We start from the raw sequence: 17,635 nt of genomic DNA, 5'->3' as shown, positions 1-17,635 counted from the left end.
GCTCCGGGCTCCGGGAGTCTGACGGACGTGGGCCGACGGACAGGCGTGAGCCGCCCGGGCCTGTCGCCGGGCCGCCTCCTGCGCCGCCGCCGATGCAGCCATGGGCCGGGCTCCCCTACGGCCGTCACCCGGTCGTCCGTCCACCCCACAGTGGCCCGAAGCGTGCCCACTCATAGCCCCAGTTGTCGATGCGGTTGCACTCCAGGCGGCTGCGGAGGGCCCGGCCTGCGACGAAGGGGACGGACGCGGCGCAGAGGCCTGCGAGGCCGCCGACCAGGGTGGCTCGGGTGCGGGCCTCGGAGGGGGTGGCGGGCCGGGTGACCAGGCGGCCCTGTGGGTCCGTCCAGACGGTGACCGGCGTGCCGACACCGCTGCCGGGGCGGACGCGGGCCTGGCCGGTGTGCGGGGAACCGTCCCGCGCGCTCCAGCGGACCTGCGCCCACACGTACTCGCTGGTCGACGACGTGCCGGAGCGCGGGTCGGCCGTGCCCGGCGCCTGCTCGCTGAGCAGGGCCACGGCGGGCCGCCACTCGACGCGCTCCCGGGCCATTCCCTGCTCCACCGTGCGGGCCGTCGCCAGGCCGGCGAGCACTCCGCACAGGACAGTCAGTACCCAGGCGGCGAGGAGCACCCAGGACTCCACCGCGTCGGCCCGGCGTTTGAGCGGATTGCGCCGCCAGCGCCACAGCCACACCTTCGGACCACGGAACGCCATCGAGGGCTTCCTCCTCATGAGGGCACGAACGTGCCTGCCGGACCGGCCTCCATCCCATACGGGAGACGGGAGGCGGATGCTCACTGCACGTACCGGGATCGACCGTGGCACGGGTCACGCGGCCCCCGCGGGCGTCTTCCCGAAAGTGCCCGCAGCGCCCGTCGGAGGGCTATCATCGCCGCGCTGACCTGCGGCGTCACCCTTTCCAGAGGTGACTGTCAGTGCCGGGGTGCAGACTGGCCGGTACCTGAGACAAAGACGTCGCGGAGGTGGTCGGCATGACCGAGACAATGCTCGCCGTGGGCACGCGCAAGGGGCTGTTCATCGGGCGGAGGCGAGGTGGCGCCTGGGAGTTCGACGAGAGTCCCTACTTCAACGCCCAGGCCGTGTACTCGGTCGCCATCGACACCCGCGGCGAGCGTCCGCGACTTCTGGCGGGCGGCGACAGCGCCCACTGGGGCCCGTCGGTGTTCCACTCCGACGACCTGGGCCGCACCTGGACCGAACCGGCCCGGCCGGCCGTCAAGTTCCCCAAGGACACGGACGCCTCCCTGGAGCGCGTGTGGCAGCTGCACCCGGCGGCAGCGGAGCCCGACGTGGTGTACGCGGGCACGGAACCGGCGGCGCTGTACCGCTCGGAGGACCGCGGCGAGACCTTCGAGCTGGTCCGCCCGCTGTGGGAGCACCCGACCCGGTCGAAGTGGGTGCCGGGCGGCGGCGGTGAGGGCCTGCACACCGTGATCACCGACAAGCGCGATCCCCGGGCCGTGACGGTCGCCGTCTCGACGGCGGGGGTGTTCAAGACCGCCGACGGCGGTGCGAGCTGGGCGCCGTCCAACTCCGGTGTCTCCGCGGTGTTCCTGCCGGACCCGAACCCGGAGTTCGGCCAGTGCGTCCACAAGATCGCGCAGGACGCGGCGACGCCGGACCGGCTGTATCTGCAGAACCACTGGGGCGTCTACCGCAGCGACGACGCGGGCGCGAACTGGACGGACATCGGCGAGGGCCTGCCGTCCACGTTCGGCTTCTCCGTGGCCGCGCACCCCCACCGCGGCGACACGGCGTTCGTCTTCCCGATCAACGCCGACTCGGACCGCGTCCCGGCCGACCACCGCTGTCGCGTCTTCCGTACGGCGGACGCGGGCAAGACCTGGGAGCCGCTGTCGGCGGGACTGCCGCAGGACGACCACTACGGCACGGTGCTGCGCGACGCGATGTGCACGGACGACGCGGACCCGGCGGGCGTGTACTTCGGCAATCGCAACGGCGAGGTGTTCGCGTCGGCCGACGACGGCGACAGCTGGCAGCAGTTGGCTTCGCATCTGCCGGACGTGCTGTGCGTCCGGGCCGCGGTGGTCGGATGAGCCGTCGGGGCTTAGTGGCCGGCCTTGGCCACTGGTTGATCACCGCCGCCCGTGCGGCAGTAGGGTGACGCCCGTGGCACCACGACCCTTGCATGAAATCGTCGAAGCGGGCTGGGCGAAAGCCCTGGAACCCGTTGCCGAACGGATCGCCGGGATGGGCGACTTCCTGCGCGCGGAGATCGCCGCGGGACGCACCTATCTACCGGCCGGGCCGAACGTCCTGAGGGCCTTCCAGCAGCCCTTCGACGACGTACGGGTCCTGATCGTCGGGCAGGACCCGTATCCGACCCCAGGACATGCCGTGGGACATTCGTTCTCGGTGGCGCCCGACGTACGTCCGCTGCCCGGCAGCCTCCTCAACATCTACCGGGAGCTCAACACCGACCTGGGGCTGCCGCAGCCGTCGAACGGCGATCTGACGCCGTGGACCGAGCAGGGCGTACTGCTGCTCAACAGGGCGCTCACCACGGCCCCGCGCAAACCGGCCGCGCACCGCGGCAAGGGCTGGGAGGAGGTCACCGAGCAGGCCATCCGTGCGCTCGCCGGACGCGGCAAGCCGCTGGTCTCCATCCTCTGGGGCCGCGACGCCCGCAACCTCCGTCCCCTCCTCGGCAGACTCCCGTCACTGGAGTCCGCGCACCCCTCCCCCATGTCCGCCGACCGCGGCTTCTTCGGCTCGCGCCCGTTCAGCCGCGCCAACGGCCTGCTGATCGAACAGGGCGGACAGCCGGTGGACTGGCGCCTGCCGTGACCGGCCCGTCCGGGTTCCTCGCCGTCGACTCAGGAGGGTCCGGCCTGCGGGTCGTCGTGGGCACCGTCGGCCGTGGGGCGACGGCCCGGCGGGAGTCCCGCGAACCGGTTCGTACCGGGGACCGGGGCATCGACCCCGGGCACTTCCTGGAGCAACTCGTGCCCATGGTGCGGGCGCTGACGGCCGAGGCCGGTGTGGACCGGCTGGACGCGGCCGCCGTCGGCGCTGCCGGGATGGCCAGCCTGGGCGACGCCCTGCGTGCCGAACTGCCGGACGCGCTGGGACGGGAGTTCGGCATCGGGCGGGTCGCGCTCGCCGCGGACGCCGTCACCGCGTACGTCGGCGCCCTCGGGCCGCGGCCCGGTGCCGTCGTCGCCGCCGGTACGGGACTCATCGCGATCGGCACCGACCTGACGAACTGGCACCGTGCGGACGGCTGGGGGCATCTGCTCGGCGACTGCGGCAGCGGCGCCTGGATCGGACGGGCCGGGCTCGAGGCGGCGTTGCGCGCGTACGACGGGCGGCCCGGCGGGTCGGCCGGACTGCTGGCCCGCGCCGAGGAACTGTTCGGCCCGGTGCGGAACCTGCCCGGGAACCTGTATCCACGGCCGGACCGCCCTGCCGTCCTGGCCTCCTTCGCTCCCCAAGTGGCCGCCTGCGCCGACGGCGACCCGGTGGCCGCCGACATCCTGCGGGCCGCCGCACGGCACATGGCCGACTCCGCGGCCGCCGTCTGCCCCACGACGGGGGAGCCTCAAGTCGCACTCACCGGCGGTCTGTTCAAGATGGGCGCCCCTCTCGTCGTACCCCTGCAAGAGGAGTTGGCGAAGCGGCTGCCGACCGCGCGGACGGTGCCGGCCGCCGGGGATCCGCTCGACGGGTCCGTGCGCATCGCGACCGATCTCGCGACGGACGCGCTCACTCTGCCGAGTGACGAGGCGATGCTCTGCGTGGTGAACGGAAAGGGGGACTGATCCACCTAGGCCGCCCGGTTCCACTCTGCACGTCACTCAATCAGACAAAAGCGGACGGATACCGCTCACCTGCACCCTCCCCGAACAGGGGAGCCCAAGAAGCCAGTAACATGCGTCGCCATGAGCTCCCCCACTGGGCCCGCGTCCGGCCTGCCAGTACGAATGCCGCGACCTCGTCAGCCCGGGCGGCACCGCCGACCCGAGCCCTTGGCGGCTCCCGAGGGCGCGCCCGCGCTCGTCCTCGCGGTGCCGGGCACGCCTAGCGCCGCGACCCGCGGTCTCGCCGAGGAGGTCGTGAGCATCGCCCGCTCCGAGCTCCCCGGCCTCGACGCCCGGATCGGGTACGTCGACGGCGATGACGTGGAGTTCCCCACTCTCCAGTCCGTGCTCGTGCACGCGGCCGAGGAGCGCGCCGCCCGTTATGAGCAGGCGATCGCCGCAGGGGTGGAGGCCAAGGAGCCGGAGGGCCCCGTCGCCGTCGTAGTGCCGCTGCTCGCCGGCCCGGACAGCGCGCTGCTGCGCGTCATCCGCCAGGCCGTGATGGACAGCCGCGTCGCGGCCGACCTGACCGATGTGCTGGGCCCGCACCCGCTGCTCGCCGAGGCGCTGCACGTGCGCCTGTCCGAGGCCGGTCTGGCCCGCGCCGACCGTGCCCGCCTGTTCACCGTGGCCACGGCCGCGGACGGCATCATCCTCGCCTCCGTCGGCGGCGAGGAGGCCGTGCAGGCGGCCGGGATCACCGGCATGCTGCTTGCCGCGCGCCTGGCCGTGCCGGTGATGGCAGCGGCCCTGGACCAGGAGGGCTCGATCTCGGCGATCGCCGAGCAGCTGCGTTCCTCGGGCTCCCAGCAGCTGGCGCTGGCGCCGTACCTGATAGGGCCGGAGATCGACCCGAGCGTGGTCGCGGAGGCCGCCCATGAGGCGGGCTGCTCCGCCGCCGAGGCGCTCGGCCCGTACCCGGCGATCGGCAAGCTCGCCCTGTCGAAGTACACGTCGGCGCTGGGCATCGCCCCGCAGGCTGCGCAGGGCACGCCGGTCCGCTGACGCCGCCCGATGTGCAGGTGACCGCGCGTCTCGTGGGCGTCGCAGTCGTCATGCCGAAGGGCCCGCTCCACGTCCGGAGCGGGCCCTTCGGCATGCGGTCACACCCTGCCGACGTCCGGGCCGATGACCACGCAGGACGCCGCGGGCACCTCGATCGAGCCCTCGTAGCGCGGGAGCCCGCTGTCGGGGTCCAGGGCGAACCAGGTGACGTCACCGGAGCGCTCGTTCGCGACGTACAGGAACCCGTCCGCCTCGGTGAGCGCGCGCGGCCAGTGGCCGGCGCAGATCACCGTCCCGACGAGCCGTAGTTCCTCGCCCTCGACGGCGAACGTGGACAGCACGTCCTCGCCGCGGGTCGCGGTCCATACGAAGCGGCCGTCGGGCGAGGCGACGATGCCGGACGGATAGGCGTCGCCGGCCGGGCCGCCCGGCAGGACCGGCGTCTCCGTCATCGGCTTGAGCGTGCCGTCGTCGGCGTCCCAGTGGCAGACGGTGACGGTGGGGGTGAGTTCATTGACGACGTACGCGTACGGGCCGTGCGGGTGGAAGGCCAGGTGGCGCGGGCCCGAGCCCGGCCGCAGAGCGATCTCACGGTGCACGTCGAGCGCGCCGCCGGCCAGCGTGCACACCCGCACCGAGTCGGTTCCGAGGTCCACGCTGACGGCCCAGCGGCCGCTCGGGTCGGGTTGCACGTGGTGGGCGTGCGGGCCCTGCTGGCGTGGCGTGTGCGGGCCGGAGCCGGTGTGCTGGAGGACGGCGGACGGGGCGCCCGCGAGGGTGCCGTCGACGCGGACGGGCACGGCGGTGACGCTGCCGGAGCCGTAGTTGGCGGTCAGGACGTGGCCGGCGAAGAGGCTGAGGTGGGTGGGTCCGCCGGCGCCGACCGGGACCGGTGATCCGATGAGCTCCGGCTTGTCCCCGGTCACGCGGTACGCGGCCACCGCGCCCTCGGCCGTCTCGCTGACCGCGTAGAGCGTGTCGCCGCCCGGCGACAGGGCCAGGTACGCCGGGTCGGGCACGTCGTCCGCGCCTCCCAGGACGGTGAGCGCGCCGCTGCCCGCGGCCACGGACGCCGTCACGATCCCGGGGCCGCCGGCCGCCGTGAACGACCCGATGTAGGCCCGCCGTGCCCGCCTGCCACCCTCTGCCACCGCTGTCCCCTTCCGGTCGGGTGCCGTCCGGGCTGACGGTAGCAGCGGATCATCATCGGTCTAGACCAAGAGCCCGTTCAAAACGTCGGCGCGAGCGGTCGTCCCTCGCCCCTGGCCCCGGCTCTGGCCTCGGGGTGTTGCGGGTGGGCGGGCTGCCGCTGCACCGCCTCGCAGGTCCGGTGGCAGACGGGCGTGGCGTGGCGCTCCCCTGGAGGGCATGCAGGGGTACACCCCAGGAGGCTCACCCGCGGGCCGCTCCCGCGCGGCTCGCGGGCTCCTTGCGTCCGATGGCGCGGGGGTACCCGGAGGATCTCCTGATCCACCCTCCGGGTGGCCGACAAAGCGACTTTGCGGAGCGGGCGCGGCTCGCGCGGCCGGCGTGTGGATCGCGGAGGATCTCCCGCACGCCCGGCGTTCTCACGCTCCGACGAGCCGGGACCCGGACGGCGTGCGCAGGGGCTGGGACAGTTCGGCCAGGGCTCGTTCCAGGCCGTGCAGATGGGTCAGTGCGGGATCCGCCTCCGTCGGGTGCGTGAGGGGGGCGGTGACATCCGCACCGCCGGTCAGCGCCTCGACCGCGACCTCGACGCGCCAGCACGCCGCGGCCAGGCGGGCGTCGTGCGAGGCCTCGGGGTCGGCGGCGACGGCGGCAAGGCCGCGGATCTCGCGGGCGCAGTCGTCGAGCAGGGCCAGGACGTGGCGGGCGCGGCGCTTGCGGGCCGACATCGGGTTCAGCGGATGCACCAGCGGTGCGAGGGCAAGGCGTACCCGGCCGAGCAGCTGCTCCAGCTCGGCGAGCCGCGAGGACGGGTCGGCGCTTTCGTCCCCGGCCAGGCGTGCGGCGGCCTCGGCGGTGGCGGCGTGGACGCAGCGCAGGGCGCGCTGGATCCAGGCGTCATTGACGGCATGCGTGGTCACGGGCAGGACGAACAGCACGGCCAGCACGGCGCCGAGTGCCCCGACGCCGGTCTCGGCGAGCCGCAGCGCCAGCAGGGCGGGATCGAGGACGCCCAGCAGGCCGTAGAGCAGCTCGGCGAGCACCGTGACGCAGAGCATCATCCAGGTGTAGGAGACGGCGGCCGTGTAGAAGATGCCGAAGACGCAGACGGCTAGGAGCGCGGCCGTCGGGATCGTCTCGCCGTGCAGTGGGACGGCGACGAGCAGGCCGAGGCCGATGCCGATCACCGTGCCGAGGACCCGGCGGAAGCCGCGGACCATGGTCTCGCCGCGCGAGGTGGTGTTGACGAAGATCCACCAGGTGGCGCCCACGGCCCAGTACCAGCGGTGCCCGGACACCAGCTGGCCCACGACGAGCGCGAAGCCCGCGCCCGCGGTGGCCTGGATCGCCTGCCGTGTGGTCACGCGGGCCAGGCCGGTGCCGCCCGGAGGTGCGGGTACCGGCGCCGGGGGCAGACGGCGTTCGTAGCACCACAGCCCGAAGCGCACTGCGGACGCGGTGAGCAGGGAGAGCAGTACGGCGGCGTAGAGCTCGGGCAGCCGGTCCGGGGTCGCCTGCAGGAACTGCGCCACGAAGAAGGTCATGAACGCGAACACACCGAGGCTGTGCCCGCGCGGCCCCCAGCGGCGCGCGTACACGCCGGCGCCGACGACGGCGAGGAAGGTGAGGTCGCGGGCGACCGGCTGGTCGTGGAGCTCGGCAGCCGCCGCTAGGACGGGCAGGCCGACGAACGGCAGCAGAGCGGTGGTGACCGCCTGTCCGCGGACCGTGGCGTCGGTGACGGTGAACAGCGCGAGCAGCGCGGCGAGCCCGCCGGTGACGGCACCGACGAGGGAGTGACCGGCCAGTCCGCAGACGACGACCGCGAGCCCGATGCCGAGCACGGCCCGCACGGCGAAGCGCAGCCGCGCCCGCCCCGGGTCCGGCGCCACGAACACCCTCTTCAGCACTACGTCCCGCCCCTTTGCTCGGTGTACTCCGGCATGAAAAAGGCGCCGCGGGATCCGCAGCGCCATCGACGGGCCCATTGCAGCATCAAGGGGCAGTCTGGCTCAAGCGGCGCCTAGAATGCTGAGCCATTGGTACAGGTATTACGGTCCCCGTACGTCCATCGGCGAGCCAACGGACCAGGACGGACCAGGACGGTCCGTGGCGGACGCGGATGCGGACACGGGGCGAAGGAGGCAGGACGGCATGGCCGTGGACGAGCTCGACACCCGCATCCTGCGGCTGCTGCTGGAGCAGCCCCGCACCAGCGTGCGCGAGTACGCCCGCATCCTCGGCGTCGCGCGGGGCACGTTGCAGGCACGCCTCGACCGGCTGGAGCGGGACGGCGTGATCACCGGCACGGGGCCGGCGCTCTCTGCTGCCGCGCTCGGTCATCCGGTGCTGGCGTTCGTGCACATCGAGGTCACCCAGGGCCACCTCGACGACGTGGGCGACGAGCTCGCCGCCGTGCCGGAGATCGTCGAGGCGTTCTCGATCACGGGTGGGGGCGATCTGCTGACCCGGGTGGTGGCCCGCGACAACGCGCACCTGGAGGACGTGATCCAGAAGCTGATCAGCCTGCCCGGCGTGGTCCGCACCCGCAGCGAGGTCGCCCTGCGTGAGCGCGTCCCGCACCGGTTGCTGCCGCTGGTGGAGTCGATCGGGCGGGCGGCGGCCCGGAAATGACCTTTGACATCCTGGGTCCATGAGCGGTCTCGGCAGCACTTCGGTCATCTTCGATCTCGACGGAACACTCGTGGACAGCGAGCCCAATTACTACGAGGCGGGGCGGCAGGTTCTCGCCGAGCACGGGGTCACCGACTTCACGTGGTCGGATCACGAGCGTTACGTCGGTATCAGCACGCTGGAGACAGTCACGCTCTGGAAGCGGGAGTACGGCCTGCGGGCGTCCGTCGACGAGCTGCTCGCAGCCAAGAACCGCCGCTACCTGGATCTCGCCCGCACGTCCACGCGCGCATACCCCGAGATGCGCAAGTTCGTGGAGCTCCTGGCGACCGAGGGCGTCCCGCTGGCCGTCGCCTCGGGTTCGTCCCTGGAGGCCATCACGGCGATCCTGTCGGGCACGGGCCTGGACGCCCATCTGCGCACCGTCGTCTCCGCCGACGAGGTCGACCGCGGCAAGCCCGCCCCCGACGTCTTCCTGGAGGCGGCCCGCCGGCTCGGCGCGACACCGGCCGACTGCGTGGTCGTCGAGGACGCCGCCCCGGGCGCGGCCTCCGCTCACGCGGCCGGCATGCGCTGCATCGCCATCCCGTACGTGGCCACCCAGGCGGACGCCCCGGAGTTCGCGACGGCAGGTCTGCTGCTGCGGGGCGGGCAGGAGGAGTTCACGGCGCGGACGGCGTACGACTGGCTGCGCCGCACGAGGTAGGGCCCCGCCGACCGACGAGCCGAACGGCCGGAACCGCGACCGGAATTAAACCGCTCCAGACCCGTTGACCCTCGCCCGCCTCCTCCCTATCGTCTGGTCGACTGTTCGTACGACGTTCGCAATATCGAACACCCCATATCCTCACCCGCTGTCCCCACCCGGCGCCCCCACCCCCCTCATGGAGGAGCACACATGGCCCAGCCCCTCTCCAGACGATCCCTCCTCCAGGCCGCGGCCCTCGCCGCTGCGGTTCCCGCGATCAGCCACTCGGCAACCGGCCGGGCCTCCGCCGCTTCGGCCGCCCCGGCCGTCGTTCAGGAGGCGCAGTCCGTGGCCGTCACACCTTCCACCTGGACCGTCCAGCCCTTCGCCCTCGACGACGTGGCCCTCAGGCCCGGACTCTTCGCCGACAAGCGGCAGTTGATGCTGGACCACGCCCGCGGCTACGACGTGAACCGGCTGCTGCAGGTCTTCCGTGCCAACGCCGGCCTCTCCACCGGCGGTGCGGTGGCGCCCGGGGGCTGGGAGGGGCTCGACGGCGAGGCGAACGGCAATCTGCGCGGGCACTACACCGGGCACTTCCTGACCATGCTGTCGCAGGCGTACGCCGGCACCGGCGAGCAGGTGTTCGTCGAGAAGATCCGCACCATGGTCGGCGCGCTGACCGACGTGCGCGCGGCGCTGCGCAAGGACCCCGCGGTGCTGAGCGTGAGCGGGAGGTTCGGCACCGCCGCCGAGCACGTCCGCGGCTCCTACCAGTACGTCGATCTGCCCGCCGCCGTCCTCGGGGGTGCCTCCGCGATCACCCTGTCGGCCTGGGTGAAGCCCACCCACGACGCCAACTGGACGCGGGTGTTCGACTTCGGGAACAACAACACCCGGTACCTGTACCTGGCCGCCCGCAACGCCGCCGGCGTCCCGCGCTTCGCCATCACGACCAACGGGCCGGGCGGCGAGCAGGGCCTCGACGGGACCGCCGCGCTGCCCCTCGACCGGTGGAGCCACCTCGCGGTCACGATCGCGGGCGGCACCGGGACGCTGTACGTCAACGGCACCGCCGTGGCCCGCAACTCGGCGATGTCCCTCACCCCGGCCGCCCTCGGCACCCTCACCAACCACTGGCTGGGCCGCTCCAACTTCGCCACCGACCCGGTCTTCGCGGGCGCCTACGACGAGTTCAACATCTGGTCGCGCGCGCTCACCGCCGCCGAGATCACGCAGTTGCAGAGCAGCGGGGCCGCCGACGCCTCCGCCGGCCGCGGCAACCTGGCGTCGTACGCCTTCGACGAGACCTCCGGCGGGACGTTCGCCGATGCCTCCGGCCGCGGCCTCACCGCCACCCTGCGCCGCACCTGGGGCGGGCCCAGCCACCCCGGGTTCCTGGCGGCGTACCCGGAGACGCAGTTCATCGACCTGGAGACAAGGACCGCCAGCGACTACACGAAGGTGTGGGCGCCGTACTACACCGCGCACAAGATCCTCAGGGGTGTCCTGGACGCCTACCTCACCACCGACGACGCCCGGGCCCTCGACCTCGCGTCCGGCATGTGCGACTGGATGTACTCCCGGCTGTCCAATCTGCCCGAGGCCACCCTGCAGCGTATGTGGGGGCTGTTCTCCAGCGGCGAGTTCGGCGGCATCGTGGAGGCGATCTGCGACCTGCACGCGATCACCGGAAAGGCCGAACACCTCGCGCTGGCCCAGCTGTTCGACCTGGACCGGCTCATCGACAACTCCGCCGCGAACACCGACATCCTCGACGGGCTGCACGCCAACCAGCACATACCCATCTTCACCGGGTACCTGCGGCTGTACGACGCGACGGGCGAGGCCCGTTATCTCGACGCCGCCCGCAACTTCTGGGGCATGGTCGTCCCCCACCGTATGTACGGCATCGGCGGCACCAGCACCGCCGAGTTCTGGAAGGCACGCGACGTGATCGCGGGCACGATCAGCGACACGACCGCCGAGACGTGCTGTGCCTACAACATGCTGAAGCTGAGCCGGACGCTGTTCTTCCACGAGCAGCAGCCGAAGTACATGGACTACTACGAGCGTGCGCTCTACAACCAGGTCCTCGGCTCCAAGCAGGACACGGCAGACGCCGAGAAGCCGCTGGTCACGTACTTCATCGGACTGACGCCTGGACATGTGCGGGACTACACGCCCAAGCAGGGCACGACCTGCTGCGAGGGCTCCGGCATGGAGAGCGCCACCAAGTACCAGGACTCGGTGTACTTCAAGGCCGCCGACGGCAGCGCGCTGTACGTGAACCTCTACAGCCCGTCCCAACTGAACTGGTCCGAAAAGGGAGTGACGGTCACTCAGGCGACCGAGTTCCCGCGGGAGCAGGGCACCACGCTCACCATCGGCGGCGGCAGCGCGGCCTTCGCGCTGCGGCTGCGGGTGCCGTCGTGGGCGACCGCCGGCTTCCGGGTGACGGTCAACGGCAGCGCGGTGAGCGGCACTCCGGCACCGGGGAGCTACTTCACCGTGTCGCGGACGTGGCGCACCGGGGACACCGTGCGGATCTCGATGCCCTTCCGGCTCCGGGTGGAGAAGGCGCTCGACGACCCTGCGTTGCAGACGCTGTTCCACGGCCCCGTCAATCTCGTCGGCCGCAACTCCTCCACGAGCCATCTGCAGTTGGGCCTGTACCACAACGCGGGTCTGTCGGGCGATCTGCTGCCGTCGCTCGCGCCCGTGTCGGGCAAGCCGCTCCACCACACCCTCGCCGGAACCGAGTTCGCCCCCTTCTTCGAAGGCACCGAGGACCCGACCCACGCCTACTTCCGGCGCTCGGAACCCCGGGTGATCTTCGGCAACTCCGACTCCGGCGTCGCCAACCCCGCGAAGTCCGACGGCACCACGCTGCTGGACGAGATCTGGGCCGGGGCCCCGTTCGGCAGCAAGGGTGCGCTGGTCTCGCGCGTGCGCTCCACCGTGAACGCCTGGGTCAGCGCCGGTCTGCTGAGCCAGGCAGGCGGGCAGACGGTCGTCCGTACGGCCGAACAGGCGACGTACGCTTCCTGACCCGGCGGCCTGGTCCCCGCGCCGAGCGCTCGACTCCCGGCGCGGGGATGCTGGAGCCATGACGATCGACGTGTCGGCGGAGCGGGTGATCCCCTTCCCTCCCGAGCGGGTTGCCGCGTATGCCATGGACTGGCGCCACGACACCGACTGGACCCAGGGCATCCGCAGGGCGGAGCTGACCCGCGAGGCCGACGACGGCGGCTTCGGGGTCGGCGCCGAGGTCGAACGGACGGTTCACTTCCTCGGCCGGCACATCGACTACGTGCTGCGCGTGGCGTCGTACGACTTCCCCCGGCTGCTCGACATGGTGTCCGTGGCCGGCCCGGTGCCGATGCACGTCACCTATGCCTTCGAACCGCACGCGGACGGCACCCGCGCGCGTATCCGCGTCCGGGGCGGCCCGGGCGGCGTCTACCGGCCGGCGGCGCCGATCATGGCCCGCCATGTCCGCTCCAACATCGGCAAAGACCTGCGCGACCTGGAACGCAGGCTCACGGAACACACCGGGTAGCCGGCCGCCGGGCGCTTCGGCCGTCCGCTACGACTTGCGGCGAGGCTTCCCGCGCCGGGGACTCTTGGCGCCCTTCGTGCCCTTGGCGCCGCCGGAGCCGGTGCGGCCGCTTCGGCCCCCTGCCGCGGGCTGGCGCCGTGGGGTGCCGCCGGCCTCGGGGCGCTTACGCTTCGGCTGTTCCGTCGCGGCCGGGCCCTGGGACGTCGTACGGCCCCGGGTGCTGTTGACCGTGCGGCCGCGGACGACGCCGATGAAGTCCTCGACCAGGTCGGTGGTCGCCTCCTCCGGCCAGGACAGCGCGACGCTCGACTGGGGGGCGTCGACCAGCGGCCGGTAGGTGAGGTCCTTGCGGTGGTGGAGGCGGGCCAGCGACTGGGGCACGACAAGCAGGCCGACCCCCGCCGCCACCAGCTCGACGGCGTCCGCGGTGGTGGCGGGGCGCTCGAAGGCCGGCTGACCCGGCGGGTGCTCCCAGTCGAGGACGTCGTCGAGGGGGTGGAAGACGACCTCGTCGGCCAGGTCCTCGGCAGTCACCTCGTCGACCGCCGAGACGACGTGGTCCTTGGGGACGACGACGACCGTGGTCTCGGTGTAGAGGGGGATCGCGCTGAGGACCGTACGGTCGACCGGCAGCCGTACGAAACCGGCGTCGGCGCCGCCGTCCCGGAGCACGTCGGGGGCCTCGGCGGCGGTCACCGAGTGGAGGGTGAGGGGTACGTCGGGGAAGCGCTCGTTCCAGGTCCGCACCCACTTGGCGGGGGTCACGCCCGGGACGTAGGCGAGCCGGAACGTCGGGGGTACTTCCGAGCCTGTCACCAGGCCAGGTTACCGGCCGTGGTCAGCGGCGGTTCACCCAGTCGATACCCTGGGGACCATGACGTCGCACCAAAGCACCCAGACCATGAAGCCCGCGACCGCGGCCAAGAAGCTGGGTGTGTACCTCGAAGCCACCCCCGCCGAGTTCCGGGAGGGTGTCGTCACGCGCGCCGAGCTGAACGCGCTCCAGGCGGAGCCGCCCGCGTGGCTCCAGGAGCTGCGGGCTAACGGCCCGCACCCCCGTCCGGTCGTCGCGCAGAAGCTGGGCGTCTCCATTGCCGGGCTCGCCCGCGGCGGCGTCACGGAGGCCCTCACCACCGAGCAGATCGAGGCCGTGAAGCAGGAGCAGCCCGAGTGGCTGGTCAAGGAGCGCGCGACCCAGGCCGAGGTCCGCAAGGAGGCGGCCCGCCTGAAGCAGCGGGACGCGGAGCAGTCCTGACCTCACCGACGCCGGTGCCGGCACCTCCCTGCCGCTGCCGCCTCCCCATCGCCGTCGCCGTCGCCGTCGCCGTCGCCGGGTGAGGCGAGCCGCCCCCGTGGAGGCTTGCGGCCCGCCTCCGGCCGGCCGGGATCAGTCCGCGGCGGGCCGGTCCGGCAGCGCCTCCAGGAACGTCGCCGAGGGGACGAAGAAGAGGGTTCCGGTGACCGCCTCCGAGTAGTCGAGGATCGGGTCGGGGCCTGATTCCGGGCCGCCGAGGTACATCTTGCGCAGCATGGTCTCCGGTATCTCGGGGGTCCGCGCGTAGGCGATGAAGTAGGTGCCGAACTCTCCGTGCCCCGGCCTGCCGAACGGCATCGCGCCGCGCAGTATCTCCAGCTCCTCCCCGTCCGGGCCGGTGATCGTGTTCACGTCCTTGTGGGAGCCGGGCATGTCGAGTTCGATGTTGGTCAGCTTGGAGCGGCCTATCACCTTCTCCTGGGCCTCGACCGCGAGGGCTTCCCAGGCGTCGACGTCGTGCACGTACTTCTGGACCATGGCGTAGCTTCCGCCGCGGAACGCGGGGTCCTCGTCACCGACGATCGCCGCGTCGGCCGCCGCCTGGCCGACGGGGTTCTCGGTGCCGTCGACGAAGCCGAGGAGGTTGCGCGAGTCGAAGCAGGCGAAGGCCTGGACCTCGTCCTGGACGGTGACCGCGCCGCGCAGCCGCTTCATGATCTCGGCGGCCAGCGCGAAGCACACATCGGTGCGGGCGGCCCGGACGTGGAAGAGCAGATCACCGGGGGTCGACACGGCGCGGTGCCGCGTCCCCTCCAACTCCCTGAAGGCATGCAGCTCCTGGGGACGCGGGTCCCCGAACAGCCGGTCCCACGCGGCGGATCCCACTCCGGTGGCGCAGCACAGACCGCTGTCGGGACTCGGGAACCCGACGGCCCGTATGAGCCCTGCGAGACCGGCGAACAGATCGTGCACGGCGGGCTCGCCGCCCGGCTCGATCGTCACCACCAGGAAGACGGCGACGGGCGCCGGCGGACTGAGTACCGGTTGTGGCTGTGCATCGATCGACCGCATCGACGACGACGGCATGTTTCCCCTCTCTCACCCTCAAACCCCGCCAACTAACGATGCCCGGCCGAACCGGGAAAGATACCCGCCAAATTTCCGCACTCCTGGCGCGTGCGCGGGGTGTGGATGCCCGCCTCGCAGACGAAAACCCGAGTGCGCCCGCTCGCCCCGCTCTGGGACGATCCCGGGATGGTCCACCGTCTCGAACCCCTGGTCATCCGGCACGTCCACCGTCTCCCCTCCCCCGCGGGTCCCGCCGGGGAAGGCACCGTCGCGGCACGGCAGTTCGACGCCGCGCTCATGTCCGTGGGCTTCAAGCTGTCGGCGGAGCTGCTGGCGCGGCTGTCGGGGCTGTCCGAGGGCACGGTCGTCGACACCGCCGTGCGGACCCTGGGCACGGTCCGCGAGATGGTCGGCGACCATGTGCGGCACAACGTGTACTTCGCCGACTTCCCGGCCAACGTGCCGGACACGTACGACTTCTGGATGCGCTGCGTGGCCGAGGCGCTGGCCGACGACGCCGCACACCCCAGGGTTCTGGAGCAGCTGAGCGAGGGGCTCGTCAACCTCCTCACTCTGCCGTCGTACGGCCGCTACCAGCACACCTACACCGAGATGCTCGGCCACCACGAGGAGCTGATCGCCGCGGCGGGCGACCGTCTGACGGTCCTGCACCTCGGCGGCGACGCGGAGGCCGAAGTCGCCTCCCTGTACCTGGCGTTGGCGGGCAGCAGCACGCCGCTGGGCGAGGAGGACCTGCGCGATCTGCGCGTCCTCGCCGGGCACTGCGTCGACGCTCCGCAGCCCGAGACGATCCCCGTGCGGGAGAACCGTGCCGTCGTGAACGAGGCCCGGTTGAAGGCCGGTGCGGAGCTGCTGCTGGACACCGTCACCGATGTGCTGCGGCTGGCCTGCGCCCTGTCGGGCGGCGACGTGACGCTGCAGGCGCCGACCCGGTTCCGGGCGCTGTCCCGTCCGGTGCGCCGCGCGCTGCTCGCGGGCCTGGACGCGGTCGTCGCCGCGTCCCCGGCCAAGCTGGCCGACGTGCATGCGCACCGAGAGGCGTGGAAGCGGCTCGGCGAGCGGCTGCATCCGCACGAGTACCCGCGGTGGCCGCACGCCGCCGACGTGTTCGCGGTCGCCCGGCGCGAGAAGGAGGCTCGCTCCTTCGACAGCCGGGTCGAGGAGCTGCTCGGCATGAACGACATCACGGGCGCCGTGAAGCTGCTGAAGTCCGCGCCGGGCAAGCTGTTCCGCTCCCTGGACCGGCTCCTGAGGCTGGCCCTCGACCAGGACGAGCGCCTCGCCGTCGCGGACGCCGCCGAGGAGGTCGTGGGAGACGTGTCCGGCCGGGTGGTGCTGTCGGTGCGCGAACACCTCGCCAACCGCGCGCAGGACACCGGCGAGCGCCGGGTCTTCGTGAACCGGCTCGGCCGCGCCTGGGTCACCGAGGACGACCGTCCGCCCGTACTGCCGCCCGAGCGGGAGCGCCTGATTGCGGCGCTGGACGCCGAGATACGGCGGCGGCTGCCGGCCCCGGGCCATCTGCTGATCGACCCCGACGTCCTGGATGTCGCGCTGCCGCTCAGCGGCCGGGCGAGCGCGGCCGGGCTCGGCGTGCTGCCGCGTGGCTCGCTGTCGCCGGTGGACGGCGACCTGCTGCGGTTCTTCGTGTACTGGAAGGAGGCCGACCGGCGCACCGACTACGACCTGTCGGCGTTGATGCTGGACGCCGGGTACGCGACGGTCTGCTGGCTGGCGTACACCAACCTCAAGGACCTGGAGGGCGAGCACTCCGGTGACATCACCGAAGCACCCGACGGCGCCTCGGAGTTCATCGATCTGCGTCTGGGTGCCGTGCGCGGCGACTTCATCGTGCCGCAGGTGAACATCTTCGCCGGGGAGGGCTTCGAGGAGGTGGACGAGTCGTTCTTCGGGTTCATGCTGCGTGAGGCCGAGCAGCAGGGCCGCCCGTTCGAGCCGCGTACCGTGCGTATGAAGTCGGAGCTGCGCGGGCCGGGCCGGGTCGCGCTGCCGCTGGCGTTCCTGCGGGGGCCCGACGGCCGGTGGCATGCCAAGTGGCTGCATCTGTACCTGCGGGGGACGCCGGCCGCCAACCGGGTCGAGGAGAACCGGGTGTCGGTCGCGACGCTGCTGCGGGGCATCGTGGAGCGCGAGCAGCTGACGGTGCGCTATCTGACGGGCCTGATGGACGCCACGACCACGACCCTGTGGGACGGCGAGAAGGTCCCCGACGGTCCGGTCACCTACATCGGGCTCCGGCGTCCCGACGGGCTGCACCCGGACTCGCGCGTCCTGACCCCCGAAAACCTGCGCGACCTGATCCCCGCGTGACTGTTAGAGTCGGCCGTGGCGAGGCCATGAAGGGACTTCCTTCTCAACTCCTTCTTGAAATAGTCCTTTCGCTTTCCTC

15 protein-coding genes are annotated in these 17,635 nt (G+C 72.3%); 10 read left to right on the top strand and 5 right to left on the bottom strand.

The window, feature by feature from the left end:
* Positions 1-124: 124 nt before the first annotated feature.
* The gene (locus OG331_RS42715) at positions 125-715 is read right to left on the bottom strand and encodes a hypothetical protein (protein WP_406207258.1); all 591 of its coding nucleotides are present in this window, start codon (positions 713-715) and stop codon (positions 125-127) included.
* 278 nt (positions 716-993) lie between these two features.
* On the opposite strand from OG331_RS42715, the gene OG331_RS42710 reads away from it, so the two are divergent.
* The 4 genes from OG331_RS42710 (at position 994) to OG331_RS42695 (ending at position 4,848) form a co-directional block, all read left to right on the top strand.
* On the top strand, positions 994-2,079 hold the full coding sequence (locus OG331_RS42710; RefSeq protein WP_406207255.1) for a WD40/YVTN/BNR-like repeat-containing protein: 1,086 nt from the start codon (positions 994-996) through the stop codon (positions 2,077-2,079).
* 73 nt (positions 2,080-2,152) lie between these two features.
* Complete coding sequence (locus tag OG331_RS42705) at positions 2,153-2,830, top strand: uracil-DNA glycosylase (RefSeq protein ID WP_406207252.1); 678 nt, start codon at positions 2,153-2,155, stop codon at positions 2,828-2,830.
* Positions 2,827-3,804: an N-acetylglucosamine kinase gene (locus tag OG331_RS42700; RefSeq protein WP_406207249.1), complete on the top strand. Its 978-nt coding sequence runs from the start codon at positions 2,827-2,829 to the stop codon at positions 3,802-3,804. Before OG331_RS42705 ends, OG331_RS42700 begins: the two co-directional genes overlap by 4 nt.
* Positions 3,805-3,924: 120 nt before the next feature.
* On the top strand, positions 3,925-4,848 hold the full coding sequence (locus OG331_RS42695) for a sirohydrochlorin chelatase (protein ID WP_406207246.1): 924 nt from the start codon (positions 3,925-3,927) through the stop codon (positions 4,846-4,848).
* A 98-nt stretch (positions 4,849-4,946) separates the two neighbouring features.
* On the opposite strand, the gene OG331_RS42690 is transcribed toward OG331_RS42695, so the two are convergent.
* Positions 4,947-5,999: a lactonase family protein gene (locus OG331_RS42690; protein WP_406207243.1), complete on the bottom strand. Its 1,053-nt coding sequence runs from the start codon at positions 5,997-5,999 to the stop codon at positions 4,947-4,949.
* A 417-nt stretch (positions 6,000-6,416) separates the two neighbouring features.
* Complete coding sequence (locus OG331_RS42685; RefSeq protein WP_406207240.1) at positions 6,417-7,907, bottom strand: FUSC family protein; 1,491 nt, start codon at positions 7,905-7,907, stop codon at positions 6,417-6,419.
* 244 nt (positions 7,908-8,151) lie between these two features.
* Between OG331_RS42685 and OG331_RS42680 the strand changes: the two genes are divergently transcribed.
* The 4 genes from OG331_RS42680 to OG331_RS42665 all read left to right on the top strand — a co-directional run bounded on the left by OG331_RS42680 (position 8,152) and on the right by OG331_RS42665 (position 12,881).
* Positions 8,152-8,631 (top strand): Lrp/AsnC family transcriptional regulator, encoded by a 480-nt coding sequence (locus tag OG331_RS42680; protein ID WP_328429426.1) that lies wholly within the window; start codon positions 8,152-8,154, stop codon positions 8,629-8,631.
* A 19-nt stretch (positions 8,632-8,650) separates the two neighbouring features.
* Positions 8,651-9,337, top strand: a complete 687-nt coding sequence (locus tag OG331_RS42675) for an HAD family hydrolase (RefSeq protein ID WP_406207236.1) — start codon at positions 8,651-8,653, stop codon at positions 9,335-9,337.
* Between the two features lie 192 nt (positions 9,338-9,529).
* On the top strand, positions 9,530-12,370 hold the full coding sequence (locus tag OG331_RS42670) for a beta-L-arabinofuranosidase domain-containing protein (RefSeq protein ID WP_406207233.1): 2,841 nt from the start codon (positions 9,530-9,532) through the stop codon (positions 12,368-12,370).
* Positions 12,371-12,428: 58 nt separating this feature from the next.
* On the top strand, positions 12,429-12,881 hold the full coding sequence (locus OG331_RS42665) for an SRPBCC family protein (RefSeq protein WP_406207230.1): 453 nt from the start codon (positions 12,429-12,431) through the stop codon (positions 12,879-12,881).
* 27 nt (positions 12,882-12,908) lie between these two features.
* On the opposite strand, the gene OG331_RS42660 is transcribed toward OG331_RS42665, so the two are convergent.
* Complete coding sequence (locus OG331_RS42660) at positions 12,909-13,697, bottom strand: LysR substrate-binding domain-containing protein (protein WP_406207224.1); 789 nt, start codon at positions 13,695-13,697, stop codon at positions 12,909-12,911.
* 58 nt (positions 13,698-13,755) lie between these two features.
* On the opposite strand from OG331_RS42660, the gene OG331_RS42655 reads away from it, so the two are divergent.
* Positions 13,756-14,136, top strand: coding sequence for a DUF5997 family protein (locus tag OG331_RS42655; RefSeq protein ID WP_406207221.1), 381 nt, complete (start codon positions 13,756-13,758; stop codon positions 14,134-14,136).
* A gap of 132 nt (positions 14,137-14,268) precedes the next feature.
* Here the strand turns inward: OG331_RS42655 and OG331_RS42650 are convergent, their stop codons facing one another.
* The gene (locus tag OG331_RS42650; RefSeq protein WP_406207219.1) at positions 14,269-15,222 is read right to left on the bottom strand and encodes a Dyp-type peroxidase; all 954 of its coding nucleotides are present in this window, start codon (positions 15,220-15,222) and stop codon (positions 14,269-14,271) included.
* Positions 15,223-15,390: 168 nt separating this feature from the next.
* On the opposite strand from OG331_RS42650, the gene OG331_RS42645 reads away from it, so the two are divergent.
* Positions 15,391-17,556 (top strand): hypothetical protein, encoded by a 2,166-nt coding sequence (locus tag OG331_RS42645; RefSeq protein ID WP_406207216.1) that lies wholly within the window; start codon positions 15,391-15,393, stop codon positions 17,554-17,556.
* Positions 17,557-17,635 lie beyond the last annotated feature (79 nt).

Source organism: Streptomyces sp. NBC_01017 (assembly GCF_045162795.1).
Taxonomy (GTDB): Bacteria; Actinomycetota; Actinomycetes; order Streptomycetales; family Streptomycetaceae; genus Streptomyces; species Streptomyces machairae.
The sequence above is the reverse complement of the archived record's forward strand: the minus strand, read 5'-3'. Positions and strand labels throughout refer to the sequence as shown.

Excerpts from the sequence above, each read along its gene's own strand:
- OG331_RS42650 (WP_406207219.1), bottom strand. The coding sequence starts at position 15,222 with ATGCCGTCGTCGTCGATGCGGTCGATCGATGCACAGCCACAACCGGTA.
- OG331_RS42675 (WP_406207236.1), top strand. The coding sequence starts at position 8,651 with ATGAGCGGTCTCGGCAGCACTTCGGTCATCTTCGATCTCGACGGAACA.
- OG331_RS42695 (WP_406207246.1), top strand. The coding sequence starts at position 3,925 with ATGAGCTCCCCCACTGGGCCCGCGTCCGGCCTGCCAGTACGAATGCCG.
- OG331_RS42710 (WP_406207255.1), top strand. The coding sequence starts at position 994 with ATGACCGAGACAATGCTCGCCGTGGGCACGCGCAAGGGGCTGTTCATC.
- OG331_RS42655 (WP_406207221.1), top strand. The coding sequence starts at position 13,756 with ATGACGTCGCACCAAAGCACCCAGACCATGAAGCCCGCGACCGCGGCC.
- OG331_RS42715 (WP_406207258.1), bottom strand. The coding sequence starts at position 715 with ATGGCGTTCCGTGGTCCGAAGGTGTGGCTGTGGCGCTGGCGGCGCAAT.
- OG331_RS42670 (WP_406207233.1), top strand. The coding sequence starts at position 9,530 with ATGGCCCAGCCCCTCTCCAGACGATCCCTCCTCCAGGCCGCGGCCCTC.
- OG331_RS42680 (WP_328429426.1), top strand. The coding sequence starts at position 8,152 with ATGGCCGTGGACGAGCTCGACACCCGCATCCTGCGGCTGCTGCTGGAG.
- OG331_RS42665 (WP_406207230.1), top strand. The coding sequence starts at position 12,429 with ATGACGATCGACGTGTCGGCGGAGCGGGTGATCCCCTTCCCTCCCGAG.
- OG331_RS42645 (WP_406207216.1), top strand. The coding sequence starts at position 15,391 with ATGGTCCACCGTCTCGAACCCCTGGTCATCCGGCACGTCCACCGTCTC.